Genomic DNA, 11,895 nt, shown 5'->3' with positions numbered 1-11,895 from the left:
GCGCATGCCGCCCTGTTTCCGCACGCCGGCCGCTTACTGGGGCGCGGTGAGCGGCTGGTTCTGCAGGTTGTCGGAGCCTTGCGGGCCGACGGGCGGCGCCGCTTCGTTCGACACGTTCGGCTGCGGCGGGCGATGGAACTGGAACTGCGGCTGGATCGCCGGCGCGGCGCCCGGCGGCTGGCCGCCCGGCACCGGCGCGCCGCCCGAAGCCTGCGCGGACGGCGTGAAGCGACGGCTGGCCGAGCCCTGCCCCGATACCTGGTTGGTCGCGCGGTTCGCCGCGCGCGCCGCCTGGGCGTTCGCATCCTGGTCGACCGCCGCGCCGGACGCCAGCCCGGCGGACGGGCTCGCGGCCTCGGCAGCCTGCGCGGCGCTCGCGGCAGCGGCCGCTTCGGCCGCCTTCTTCGCCGCGGCTGCGGCCTTCGCCTTCTTGCCGCCGCGGTCGCCGTCGATGTCGGCCAGCAGGTCGAGCTCGGAAGGCAGGTTGTCGGCGCCGGTCCAGCTCGCGAGGCGATCGCTCGCGAACGTCAGCACGAGGTCGCGCTGCTGGACGACGGACGTGGAGCCGCGCTTGAAGTAAAAGAGGTAATCCCAGCGGTCGGCATGGAACATGTCCGCCAGCAGCGGCGTGCCGAGCAGCGCGCGGACTTGCTCGCGCGTCATTCCGGCCTGCAGCTGCGCGGCCTTCTCCTGCGACACGAAGTTGCCCTGCACGACCGTGATCCGATAGGGCGTGATGCTCTGCGCGATACGCTGCGTCACGCTGTCGTACGACGAACAACCAGCCAGCGCGGCAACGGCGGCGGCAGCGATGATGGCACTCCGCATGCGACTCCTCTGAAAGTGCGAAAGAGATTCCGGGAACATTTCCGTCACCGTGCTGGCCCGCGTCGCGAGCCGCGCGTGTTTCTGGAACGGCGAAAAGCCGGTAACATTGAAGCCCTGCATTGTACTCTAGGGATGCCTAGCCATGACCAATCCGACGGATCTCAAGAATATCGGGCTAAAGGCCACCCTACCGCGCCTCAAGATTCTCGAAATCTTCCAGCAAAGCCCGGTGCGTCACCTGACTGCCGAAGACGTCTACCGCAACCTGCTCAACGAGCAGCTCGACATCGGGCTCGCCACCGTTTACCGCGTGCTGACGCAGTTCGAGCAGGCCGGCCTGCTTACGCGCAGCAACTTCGAATCCGGCAAGGCCGTGTTCGAACTGAATGAGGGTTCGCACCACGATCACCTCGTCTGCCTCGATTGCGGCCGTGTCGAGGAATTCTTCGATGCCGAGATCGAAAGCCGCCAGCAGGCGATCGCGAAGGAACGCGGCTTCCGGCTCCAGGAACACTCGCTCGCGATGTACGGTTCGTGCACGACCGAGAACTGCCCGCACCGCAAGCACTGATCGAACCCCTCGCGCAAGCGACGCGGCCCGGCCGGCATCCCGCCGCCCGGGCCGCGTCGTTTTCGGAGCCGGAATGAAAACGGCCCGCGGGTCGCCTGCGGGCCGGGTCGGGACGAACGTTTTCAATCGATCGTGCGGCGGCGAGCCGTGCAGCCGCCGCACGATCGTCGACGCCCGGTGATCGGCGCCCGATGCCGCCCTTCGCCGTGCGTCAGGCCGCGCTCGCGCAGGCCGGCTCGAACTCGAGCGCCCATGCGTCGTCGAGCGGAATCTCGTCGCAGTTCGGCTGCGGGCCGCCGCGGTCGACGATCACGAAGTCGCTCACCGCGTCGAGCGCGAGCAGCGGATGGTGCCAGACGCCCTTCGCGTAATTCACGCCCTGCCAGCCTTCGGCCAGGAACGCACGCATCGCGTCGGGCCGGAACTCGCCGGCCGGCGCGACGACGATCGCGTAGCGCGACACGGCCGCGAGCGGGATGAACGCCTGGCTGCCGTGCGGGTGGCGCTCCATCAGCGTGATCGCGACCGGCAGCGCACGCGGCTGCGCGCGGAACACGCTGACGAGCGGCCGGCCGCCGTCCGCACAGACATCGATCGTCGCGAGATCGTGGAAGCGCTCGGTGGTGCCGCCGTTGATCGGGAAATGCCGCGCGCCGTCGAGCGCGATCACGTCGCCGAACGGCGCGAACGCTTCGCGGGTCAGGCGCTCGACGCGCAGGATGTGGGGTCCGCTCATGCCGTTGCCCTCCTTCAAGCCGGCTCGCCCCACAGACGCAGGCGCGACACGCCGCCGTCCGGGAAGATGTTGAAGCGCACGTGCGTGACGGGGCCGAGTGCCGCGAGCTGGTCGAACGTATGCACGTGGTCCATCTGCAACTTCTGCTCGCCGAGCAGTTCAGCCCAGAACATCGCCTGCGTGACGAGCGAGTCGTCGGTGCCGCCCGCGACCCGCGCGGCCTGCAGCGAACAGCGGTCGGGGAAGTTGCCCTTGAAGAACGCCGTATCGACCTCGACGCGCCGGATGATGCCCGGCCGCGCCAGCGCGACGATCGCCCAGTCGTTGCCGGGCTCGCGGCGGCGCCGCGTTTCCCAGCCGTCGCCCATGTTCGCGCCGCGCCCCGGCATCAGCATCTGCGAGGCCGGGCCGAAGTGCTGGTTGTTCGCTGCCACCAGGTAGCCGCCGTTCTCGATCGCCGCGAGATCGACGAGCTCGCCCGTCGGCACGTGGCGCCAGTCGCGCTGCGGCTGGCCGTACACGCGCAAGCGCGCGAGCCCGCCGTCCGGATACAGGTTCACGCGCAGGTGCGTGAACGGTTGCGCGTCATCGACGCTGACATAGTGATGCGAATTGCCCTGCAGCGTCGTCGCGGGGACAATCGTGCGCCATTCGGCGTCGTCCGGCGGCGTGTCGCCGTCCACCGCGCATGCCTCGATCGACGCAGCCGGCGGGAAGTTGCCGGTGAAGTGGCTCGTATCGAGATCGACGCCGTAAATCACGCCCGGCCGCGCGAGCCGGACCACGCAGAAGTCGTGGCCGGTCGTGCGCTTGCGGCGCGTTTCCCAGCCGTCCATCCACTTGCCGTGATCGTCGTACTTGCCGGGGATGAAGACGGCCGGCTCGGGATTGAGCATGCGCTCCTTCGGCGCGAAGAATTCGTCGCTCGCGAAGAGCGCCTGCGCGCCCAGTCGCGGGTCGGCGAGGTTCATGTAGCGCCGCGTGAAGGCCGGCGCGTTCGGATCGAGGATGGGGGCTGCCATGTCGTCTCCACTATTTTTTGAGATGGGCGGGCGCGTCGTGGCGCCGGCCGCGGGAAATTCGATCGCGCGCAGCAGCCGGGGAAAGCCGCTGTGCACAAGTGATGCTCAGAGCGCGTGGGCCTGGTCGCCGGCGACCGGTGCGCTGCTGCCTTGTGCGTCGGCCGCCACGTAGCGCAGCTCGCGGTTCAGCACGCGCGTCGCGCGGGCCCGGTCGATGTCGTTCTCCCACACCGCGACGACCACCGTGGCGACGCAGTTGCCGATCAGGTTGGTCAGCGCGCGGGCGATGCCGACGAACCAGTCGACCGGCAGGATCAGCACGAGGCCGAGCACCGGAATCGCGGGAATCGCCGACAACGTCGCCGCGAGGATCACGATCGCCGAACCCGGAATCCCGTGCGCGCCCTTCGACGTGACGAGCGACACGAGCAGCACGACGATCAGGTCATGCGTGGACAGCGGCGTGTTGGTGGCCTGCGCGATGAACAGCACGGCGAGCGTCAGGTAGATCGAGAAGCCGTCGAGGTTGAATGAATAGCCGGTCGGGATCACGAGGCCAACCGTCGAATCCTTGATGCCCATGTATTCGAGCTTGCTCATCACCTGCGGCAGCACCGCGTCCGACGATGCCGTGCCGAGCACGATCGACAGTTCCTCGCGCAGGTAGCGGATCAGCTTGAACACCGAGAAGCCCGCGAGACGCATCACCACGCCGAGCACGACCGTGACGAACACGAAGCAGCTCAGGTAGAACACCGCGACGAGATAACCGAGCTGCTTGAGCGACGAGACGCCGTACTTGCCGGTCGTGAACGCGATCGCACCGAGCACGCCGAGCGGCGCGAGCTTGATGATGAAGCCGATGATGCGGAAGAACACGTGCGACAGTTCCTCGATCAGGCTGTTCACGCGCTGCGCCTTGTCGCCGAGCAGCGACAGCGCGGAGCCGAACAGCACCGCGAACACGAGGATCTGCAGGATGTCGCCCTTCGCGAACGCGTCGATCGCGGTCTCGGGGATGATCTTCATCAGGTAGCCGGCCGTGTCCTTCAGGCTTTCGGCGTTCTTCGCGTACGACGTGAGCGAGGCTGCGTCGAGCGAGCGCAGGTCGATGTTCATCCCGACGCCCGGGCGCGTGAGCCACGCGAGGACGAGCCCGATGCCGAGCGCGAGCGTGGTCATCACCTCGAAGTAGATGACGGCCTTCAGGCCGACCCGGCCGACCTTCTTCAGGTCGCCCGCATTGGCCATCCCGCTGACCACGACGCAGAACACGATCGGGCCGATGACCATCTTGATGAGCTTCAGGAAGCCGTCGCCGAGCGGTCGCAGCGACTCGGCGAAATGCGGGAAGAACGCGCCGAGCGCGACCCCCAGGATTAATGCGACGACTACCCGGCCAAACAGCGAATTGAGGAATTTCGACACGGCGCTCTCCCGATCAACGGTTGCAGTTTCGTCTGTTCATACTGGTAAGACCAGTGATGTTATGGTGGATAGTAGGAAGCCGATATAGTGGCGTCAAGGACGAACAAAATAGGGATTTCCCGCCCCCTTCGCCCCGGTTTTCGGCGCACCAAACAGGGGCTGATCGTGGCTTTCCCGTAGGGCGCTCATGCACTGCACGCGTGCGGATTACAATGCCGGTCAGACCGGCCATCGCTCACATCATGAAAAACGTTCCGCACACCGTGACCGACGCCGCCATCGCGACGATCCGCGACCGGATCGAGGCAGGCGTCTATCCGGTCGGCAGCCTGCTGCCGGCCCAGCGCCAGCTCTCCGAGGAGCTGGAGATCAGCCGTGCGTCGCTGCGCGAGGCGCTCTCCACGCTCGAGGCGCTCGGGATGCTGCGCATCCGCGCCGGCAAGGGCGTCTATGTCGAAAGCGCGCAGGCGAGCGCCGCCCATCCATGGCAGTTCGCCGAGCAGTCGTCGCCGCCCGACACGTACCAGATGCGCTATGCGCTCGAAGGGTTCGCCGCGCGCATGGCCGCGCACGTCGTCACCGACGACGACATCGCATGGTTCGAGGACAACCTGGCCGATCTGCACGTCGCGCTCACCGAGAGCGAGCTGGACGAAGCGTCGCGGCTCGACTTCGACTTCCACATGCGGATCATCCATCTCGCCGGCAATGCGGCGATCGAGTCGGTGCTGCGCAGCAGCGCGGACATCATGAAGGAAAGCCAGCGCATGCCGTTCTATCGGCGCGAGCTGCTGCTGTCGACGTGGCACGAGCACCGCGCGATCGTCGACGCGCTGATCGCCCGCGATGCGGCCGCCTCCGGCATCGCGATCGAGACGCACATCGCGAACGCCGCGCAGCGCGCGGGCATCTTCTTTCCGACGCCGGGCCGCTGACGCCATCCGGCAGCACCGTCGCGAGCCGGCCGCCGCGCACGCGTGCCGGTACCGCGCCGGCCGGATTCGTCTCGATCACGATCGTCGGCTGCGCGCCCTGCTCGATAAAATAGCGGTCGATTCGCTCGCGCGTCGCGAACGTTTCCGCGGCACGACGAAAAAAGCACGCCCCGCGAATCGCGGGCGTGCCTTTTTCCGACGGCGTCGATGGCGTCGTGCGCTAGTGTCGGACCTTCACGCGGCCTCGTCGGCGAAATCGATCAGCACCTTCATCGCACGCTGCCGGTCGCCGGCCAGTTCGAACGCGAGGTTCGCGTCGCGCATCGAAAACACGCGCGTGACGGCCGGCCGCAGGTCGACGCGCCCCGCGTTGATCAGTTGCACCGCCAGCGCGAATTCCGCGTGAAAGCGGAACGATCCGCAGATCGACAACTCCTTCGCGACCACCACGTTCTGCGGCAGGCTGACGTCGCCGCCGAGCCCGAGCTGCACGACGACCCCGCGCGGACACATCACGTCCAGCCCGTCACGCAGCGCGCGTGCATTACCCGAACACTCGATCATCACGTCGAACGTGCCCTTGTCGGCACTGTAGCGTTCGACCCATCCGGCATCGGCCGCCGCATTGATCGTGCGGTCGGCGCCGAGCGCGCGTGCCACTTCCAGCGGCGCGTCGACGACGTCGGTCGCGACGATCTCCGCCGCGCCGTGCACGCGCGCGGCCGCGATCGCCAGCACGCCGATCGGCCCGCAGCCCGACACGAGCACGCGCTTGCCGATCAGCGGGCCCGCGCGCGACACCGCATGCAACCCGACCGCGAACGGTTCGGCGAGCGCCGCGAGCGACAGCGGCACGTGATCGGCGACCTTCACGCACTGCACCGCGTCGCACACGAGCGCGTTGCGGAACGCGCCCTGCACGTGCGGCATCCGCATCGCGCTGCCGTAGAAGCGCATATCGAGACACTGGTTCGGCAGCCCGGCGAGACAATAGCGGCACGCACCGCACGGCCGGCTCGGATTGACCGCGACCCGGTCGCCAACCTTCACCGACGTCACGTCCGGCGCCACTGCCGCGACCGTGCCAGCGACCTCGTGGCCGAGCACCATCGGCTGCTGCAGCCGGATCGCACCGAAGCCGCCATGCCGGAAGTAATGGAGATCGGAGCCGCAGATGCCGCCCATCGCGACGTCGACGCGCACCTGGCCCGGACCGATCTCGCCCGCGTCCTGCTCCTCGACCCGCAGGTCGTTCGGCCCGTGGATCACGACACACCTGCAACGCATACGCATGACGTTCTCCTATACCGCGCTGGTGAGGCCGCCATCGACGAACAGCGTCTGGCCGTTCACGAAATCGGATGCGGCCGACGCGAGGAAGATCGCCGCGCCGCACAGCTCGTCGACGCGCCCCCAGCGGCCGGCCGGCGTGCGCTTGCACAGCCAGTCCGAAAACGCCGCGTCGTCGACCAGCGCGCGGTTCAGTTCGGTTTCGAAATAGCCGGGCGCGAGCCCGTTCGCCTGGATGCCGTGGCGCGCCCAGTCGGCGCACATCCCTTTCGTCAGCATCCGCACCGCGCCCTTCGTCGCTGCATACGGCGCGATCGTCGGCCGCGCGAGCTCGCTCTGCACCGAGCAGATGTTGATGATCTTCCCGTGACCGCGCGCGATCATGTGACGCGCGACGGCCTGCGCGACGTTGAACACGCCGTCGAGGTTCACGCGCATCAGTGCGTGCCAGTCGTCGGGTTCGAATGCATCGAGCGGCGCGCGACGCTGGATGCCCGCGTTGTTCACGAGGATGTCGATCGCGCCGACGCGCCCCTCGAAATCGTCGATCGCCGCGCGCACCTGCGCATGCTCGGCGACGTCGAATATGGCGTAGTCGACCGTGAAGCCTTCCGCGCGCAGGTGCCGCACGAGCGTTGCGGCCTTCTCCTCATTGCGATCGTTGATGACGATCGCCGCGCCGGCTTCCGCGAGCCCGCGAGCGAGCGTCAGCCCGATCCCGCGTCCGGAACCCGTAATCAGTGCGCGGCGGCCGTCGAGGCGGAACCGGTCCAGCGCGTTGGTCATGGATGTCTCCTCGTGCCAGTCGAGCCGGCTGCCCGTCGCGGCCGGTCTCGCGTTGACGATATCTTCGGCTGCCGCCGGGCACCGCGCCAATGGTCTTTTTTGATCCGGTTATCATGAAATCTGATTACCGCGCTCGCCTGCCCACCGCCCATGGAACTCAAGCAATTGCGCGCCTTCGTCACGCTTGCGGAAGAACTGCATTTCGGGCGCGCCGCGCAGCGCCTGTTCATCGTGCAGCCCGCGCTGAGCATGCAGATCAAGGCGCTCGAGGAAGAACTCGGCGCGCGCCTGTTCGAGCGCGACCGGCACAAGGTCGAACTGAGCGACACGGGGCGCGTATTCCTGCCCGAAGCGCGGGCGACGCTGCAGCAGGCCGCGCGCGCGGAACAAATGGCGCGGCTGTCGAGCCGCGGCGAGATCGGCACGCTGCGGATCGCGTTCGTGTCGTCGGTGCTGCCCGCGCTGCTGCCGGCCGTGCTGCGGACGATGCGCGAGCGCTATCCGCTGATCGCGCTCGAATTGAAGGACATGCCGACGCCCGACCAGATCGCCGCATTGCGCGACCGGCGGATCGATTTCGGGATGATCCGGCTGCCGGCCGCGTATGCGGGCATCGACACGCGCGTGGTGCTCGAGGAGGGTTTCGTCGTCGCGCTGCCGCTCGACCATCCGCTCGCCGGGCACGACGCGGTTTCGCCGGCCGCGCTGCGTGGCGAGCCCGCGTTCGTGCTCGCGCGCCGCTACGCACCGGGCTTTTACGACGACATGCTGCTCGCGCTGAGTCGCGCGGGCACGACGCTCGAAATTGCGCAGGAGTTCGGGGAATTCACGACGATGCTCGCGCTCGTCGCGGCGGGAATGGGCATCGGGCTGATCCCGGCGGAAGCCGCCAGCGCGCTGCCGCCGAACGTGCTCGCGCGGCCGCTCGACCTGGCCGGGCACCGCACCGGCATCGGCCTCGCGTGGACCGATCTCGACAGCCCGCTGAAACGCGCGGTCGTCGCCGCGCTCGAGCAGGTGACGGCGGCGGCGGCGGCGCAATAAAAAAGCCCGGCCGGAAAAACCGGGCCGGGCTCGTTCGCCGCGCAGGCCGCCTGACGGCGGGCCACGCAACGTACGGGATTACTTCGCGTTCGCGAATGCGACTGCCGTATCCAGCATGCGGTTCGAGAAACCCCACTCGTTGTCGTACCAGCTCGACACCTTGACGAGGCGGCCCGACACCTTGGTCAGCGTCGCGTCGAACGTCGACGAAGCCGGGTTGTGGTTGAAGTCGATCGACACCAGCGGCGCGTCGTTGTAGCCGAGGATGCCCTTCAGCGAGCCTTCCGATGCTTCCTTCATGATCGCGTTGACTTCCTCGACCGTCGTGTCGCGCTTCGCGATGAACGACAGGTCGACGATCGACACGTTGATCGTCGGGACGCGGATCGCGTAGCCGTCGAGCTTGCCGTTCAGTTCCGGCAGCACGAGGCCGACGGCCGACGCAGCGCCCGTCTTCGTCGGGATCTGGCTGTGGGTGGCCGAACGCGCACGACGCAGGTCTTCGTGATAGACGTCCGTCAGCACCTGGTCGTTCGTGTAAGCGTGGATCGTCGTCATCAGGCCGGTTTCGAGGCCGATCCGGTCGTTCAGCGGCTTGACGAGCGGCGCGAGGCAGTTCGTCGTGCACGATGCGTTCGAGATGACGGTGTGCTCGGCCTTCAGCACGTTGTGGTTCACGCCGTAGACGATCGTTGCGTCGACGTCCTTGCCGCCCGGCGCCGAGATGATCACCTTCTTCGCGCCGCCCTTCAGGTGCGCGCTCGCCTTTTCCTTCGTCGTGAAGAAGCCCGTGCATTCCATCACGACGTCGACGCCGAGCTCACCCCACGGCAGTTCTGCCGGGTTGCGGTTGGCCAGCACGCGGATCTTGTCGCCGTTGACGACGAGGTAGTCGCCGTCGACCGACACTTCGCCCGGGAACTTTCCGTGCGCGGTGTCGTACTGGGTCAGGTGCGCGTTGGTCTTCGCGTCGCCCAGGTCATTGATCGCGACGATCTCGAGATCGTGCTTCTTGCCGTTTTCATAAAACGCGCGCAGCGTGTTGCGGCCGATGCGGCCGTAGCCGTTGATTGCGACGCGGATCGTCATGGTCTATCTCCTGATGGCTGAAAAAAATTAGTTACGTGCAGCTTCACGGTGCGACGCGCGCGAGGGGTGGCGCGCGTCGCGTATGCTTTCAGGCCAGCACGGCCTTCGCGGTCTCGACGACGTGCTCGACGGTGAAACCGAAGTACTTGAACAGCACGCCGGCCGGTGCCGATTCGCCGAACGTGTCGATCCCGACGACGCCGCCTTCGAGGCCGACGTACTTGTGCCAGAAGCTCGTCACGCCCGCTTCGATCGCGACGCGGCGCACGCCGTGCGGCAGCACGCGCTCACGGTATTCGGCGTCCTGGCGATCGAACACGTTGGTCGACGGCATCGACACGACGCGGGCCGCGATGCCCTGCTGCGCGAGGGGCTCGACGGCCTTCATCGCAAGTTCGACTTCCGAGCCCGTCGCGATCAGGATGATCTTGCGCGCGACGATCTCTTCGTCCCAGTCCTTCAGCACGTAGCCGCCCTTCTCGATGTTCGCGATCTGCGCATCGGTACGCGGGTTGAACGCGAGGTTCTGGCGGCTGAAGATCAGGCTCGACGGACGGTCGGCAGCGACCGCGTGGGTCCATGCGACGGCAGTCTCGACCGTGTCGGCCGGACGCCACACGTCGTGGTTCGGGATCAGGCGCAGGCTCGACACGTGCTCGATCGACTGGTGCGTCGGGCCGTCTTCGCCGAGGCCGATCGAATCGTGCGTGAACACGAAGATCGACGGGACCTTCATCAGCGCCGCGACGCGCAGCGCGTTGCGGCTGTAGTCGGAGAACGTCAGGAACGTGCCGCCGAACGGCTTGTGGCCGCCGTGCAGCGCGAGGCCGTTGATCGCGGCGCTCATGCCGAATTCGCGCACGCCGTAGTTGATGTGGTTGCCGAGCAGCACGCCCGCGCCTTCCGGATTCGCGCGCACCGCCTTCGATGCCTTCCAGTTGGTCAGGTTCGAGCCGGTCAGGTCGGCCGAGCCGCCGAGCAGTTCCGGCAGTGCGGCGGCGAGCCCTTCGATTGCCTGCTGCGAGGCCTTGCGGGTCGCGACCGTCTCGGCGCGCGCGTTCGCGCCGGCGATGATCGCCGCGGCCTTCTCGGCCCAGTCGGCCGGCAGTTGGTTGGCCATCCGGCGCTCGAATTCAGCGGCTTCTGCGGGGAATTTCTCGCGATATTGCGCGAACGTCGCGTCCCATTCGGTCTCGGCACGCTTGCCGGCTTCCTTCGCGTCCCAGGCCGCATAGACTTCCTGCGGAATCACGAACGGCTCCCACTTCCAGCCGAGCGCTTCGCGCGTCTTCGCGATTTCTTCCGCGCCGAGCGCCGCGCCGTGCACGTCGTGGCCGCCGGCCTTGGTCGCCGCGCCCTTGCCGATCACCGTCTTGCAGCAGATCATCGTCGGCTTGTCCGACAGCTTCGCCTTCGCGATGGCCGCGTCGACCGCGTCGACGTCGTGGCCGTTCACGTTCGGGATCACGTTCCAGCCGTATGCCTCGAAGCGCTTCGGCGTGTCGTCGTGGAACCAGTTGACGACGTCGCCGTCGATCGAGATGCCGTTGTCGTCGTACAGCGCGATCAGCTTGTTCAGCTTCAGCGTGCCCGCGAGCGAGCAGGCTTCGTGCGAGATGCCTTCCATCAGGCAGCCGTCGCCGAGGAACACGTACGTGTGGTGATCGACGATCTTCGCGCCGTCACGGTTGAACTCGTCGGCCATCAGCGCTTCGCCGAGCGCCATGCCGACCGCGTTCGCGAGACCCTGGCCGAGCGGGCCGGTGGTCGTTTCGACGCCCGGCGTAATGCCGTATTCCGGGTGGCCCGGCGTCTTCGAGTGCAGCTGGCGGAAGTTCTTCAGCTCTTCGATCGGCAGATCGTAGCCGGTCAGGTGCAGCAGCGAGTACAGCAGCATCGAGCCATGGCCGTTCGACAGCACGAAGCGGTCGCGGTCTGCCCAGTGCGGGTTCGTCGGGTTGTGCTTCAGGTGGCGCGACCAGAGCGCAACGCCGATTTCGGCCATGCCCATCGGCATGCCGGGGTGACCGGAGTTCGCTTGCTGGACGGCGTCCATCGCGAGCGCACGGATCGCGTTGGCCATCAGAGTGGTGGAGGCGGGAGACGAAGTCGTCATGTCGAGTCCGGAGAACGAGTCGAGGAAACGGGGGCACGGCGGCATCCGGA

11 protein-coding genes are annotated in these 11,895 nt (G+C 67.4%); 3 read left to right on the top strand and 8 right to left on the bottom strand.

The window, feature by feature from the left end:
- Positions 1–33: 33 nt before the first annotated feature.
- Positions 34–828: an outer membrane protein assembly factor BamE gene (locus tag LMA02_RS02765; protein WP_228906852.1), complete on the bottom strand. Its 795-nt coding sequence runs from the start codon at positions 826–828 to the stop codon at positions 34–36.
- Between the two features lie 142 nt (positions 829–970).
- On the opposite strand from LMA02_RS02765, the gene fur reads away from it, so the two are divergent.
- Positions 971–1,399 carry a ferric iron uptake transcriptional regulator gene (gene fur / locus LMA02_RS02760; protein ID WP_006753314.1) on the top strand — a complete coding sequence of 143 codons (429 nt, stop codon included), beginning with the start codon at positions 971–973 and terminating at the stop codon, positions 1,397–1,399.
- A 211-nt stretch (positions 1,400–1,610) separates the two neighbouring features.
- Here the strand turns inward: fur and LMA02_RS02755 are convergent, their stop codons facing one another.
- The 3 genes from LMA02_RS02755 to LMA02_RS02745 form a co-directional block, all read right to left on the bottom strand.
- Complete coding sequence (locus tag LMA02_RS02755; RefSeq protein WP_228906850.1) at positions 1,611–2,135, bottom strand: ureidoglycolate lyase; 525 nt, start codon at positions 2,133–2,135, stop codon at positions 1,611–1,613.
- A gap of 14 nt (positions 2,136–2,149) precedes the next feature.
- Positions 2,150–3,157, bottom strand: a complete 1,008-nt coding sequence (gene alc / locus LMA02_RS02750) for an allantoicase (RefSeq protein WP_228906848.1) — start codon at positions 3,155–3,157, stop codon at positions 2,150–2,152.
- A gap of 105 nt (positions 3,158–3,262) precedes the next feature.
- On the bottom strand, positions 3,263–4,585 hold the full coding sequence (locus LMA02_RS02745) for a C4-dicarboxylate transporter DctA (RefSeq protein WP_006760298.1): 1,323 nt from the start codon (positions 4,583–4,585) through the stop codon (positions 3,263–3,265).
- A 212-nt stretch (positions 4,586–4,797) separates the two neighbouring features.
- On the opposite strand from LMA02_RS02745, the gene LMA02_RS02740 reads away from it, so the two are divergent.
- Entirely contained in the window at positions 4,798–5,520 is a 723-nt protein-coding gene (locus tag LMA02_RS02740; protein WP_228906847.1) for a FadR/GntR family transcriptional regulator, read from the top strand.
- Between the two features lie 234 nt (positions 5,521–5,754).
- Here the strand turns inward: LMA02_RS02740 and LMA02_RS02730 are convergent, their stop codons facing one another.
- Entirely contained in the window at positions 5,755–6,813 is a 1,059-nt protein-coding gene (locus LMA02_RS02730) for an L-idonate 5-dehydrogenase (RefSeq protein ID WP_228906845.1), read from the bottom strand.
- Positions 6,814–6,822: 9 nt separating this feature from the next.
- Positions 6,823–7,596, bottom strand: a complete 774-nt coding sequence (locus LMA02_RS02725) for an SDR family NAD(P)-dependent oxidoreductase (protein WP_228906843.1) — start codon at positions 7,594–7,596, stop codon at positions 6,823–6,825.
- Positions 7,597–7,746: 150 nt separating this feature from the next.
- On the opposite strand from LMA02_RS02725, the gene LMA02_RS02720 reads away from it, so the two are divergent.
- Complete coding sequence (locus tag LMA02_RS02720) at positions 7,747–8,640, top strand: LysR family transcriptional regulator (protein ID WP_228906842.1); 894 nt, start codon at positions 7,747–7,749, stop codon at positions 8,638–8,640.
- 78 nt (positions 8,641–8,718) lie between these two features.
- On the opposite strand, the gene gap is transcribed toward LMA02_RS02720, so the two are convergent.
- Positions 8,719–9,729 carry a type I glyceraldehyde-3-phosphate dehydrogenase gene (gene gap / locus LMA02_RS02715; protein ID WP_228906840.1) on the bottom strand — a complete coding sequence of 337 codons (1,011 nt, stop codon included), beginning with the start codon at positions 9,727–9,729 and terminating at the stop codon, positions 8,719–8,721.
- Positions 9,730–9,817: 88 nt separating this feature from the next.
- The gene (gene tkt / locus LMA02_RS02710) at positions 9,818–11,890 is read right to left on the bottom strand and encodes a transketolase (RefSeq protein ID WP_228906838.1); all 2,073 of its coding nucleotides are present in this window, start codon (positions 11,888–11,890) and stop codon (positions 9,818–9,820) included.
- Positions 11,891–11,895 lie beyond the last annotated feature (5 nt).

It is taken from the genome of Burkholderia sp. B21-005, from assembly GCF_020843965.1.
GTDB lineage: Bacteria > Pseudomonadota > Gammaproteobacteria > Burkholderiales > Burkholderiaceae > Burkholderia > Burkholderia ambifaria.
Note: the sequence above shows the minus strand (reverse complement) of the source record. Positions and strands in the feature narration are given on the sequence as shown.

What these genes read in the sequence shown, in the direction of transcription:
- tkt (WP_228906838.1), bottom strand. Translation starts at nt 11,890, where the DNA reads ATGCCGCCGTGCCCCCGTTTCCTCGACTCGTTCTCCGGACTCGACATG.
- LMA02_RS02755 (WP_228906850.1), bottom strand. Translation starts at nt 2,135, where the DNA reads ATGAGCGGACCCCACATCCTGCGCGTCGAGCGCCTGACCCGCGAAGCG.
- LMA02_RS02725 (WP_228906843.1), bottom strand. Translation starts at nt 7,596, where the DNA reads ATGACCAACGCGCTGGACCGGTTCCGCCTCGACGGCCGCCGCGCACTG.
- LMA02_RS02720 (WP_228906842.1), top strand. Translation starts at nt 7,747, where the DNA reads ATGGAACTCAAGCAATTGCGCGCCTTCGTCACGCTTGCGGAAGAACTG.
- alc (WP_228906848.1), bottom strand. Translation starts at nt 3,157, where the DNA reads ATGGCAGCCCCCATCCTCGATCCGAACGCGCCGGCCTTCACGCGGCGC.
- LMA02_RS02730 (WP_228906845.1), bottom strand. Translation starts at nt 6,813, where the DNA reads ATGCGTATGCGTTGCAGGTGTGTCGTGATCCACGGGCCGAACGACCTG.
- LMA02_RS02740 (WP_228906847.1), top strand. Translation starts at nt 4,798, where the DNA reads ATGCCGGTCAGACCGGCCATCGCTCACATCATGAAAAACGTTCCGCAC.
- LMA02_RS02765 (WP_228906852.1), bottom strand. Translation starts at nt 828, where the DNA reads ATGCGGAGTGCCATCATCGCTGCCGCCGCCGTTGCCGCGCTGGCTGGT.
- fur (WP_006753314.1), top strand. Translation starts at nt 971, where the DNA reads ATGACCAATCCGACGGATCTCAAGAATATCGGGCTAAAGGCCACCCTA.
- gap (WP_228906840.1), bottom strand. Translation starts at nt 9,729, where the DNA reads ATGACGATCCGCGTCGCAATCAACGGCTACGGCCGCATCGGCCGCAAC.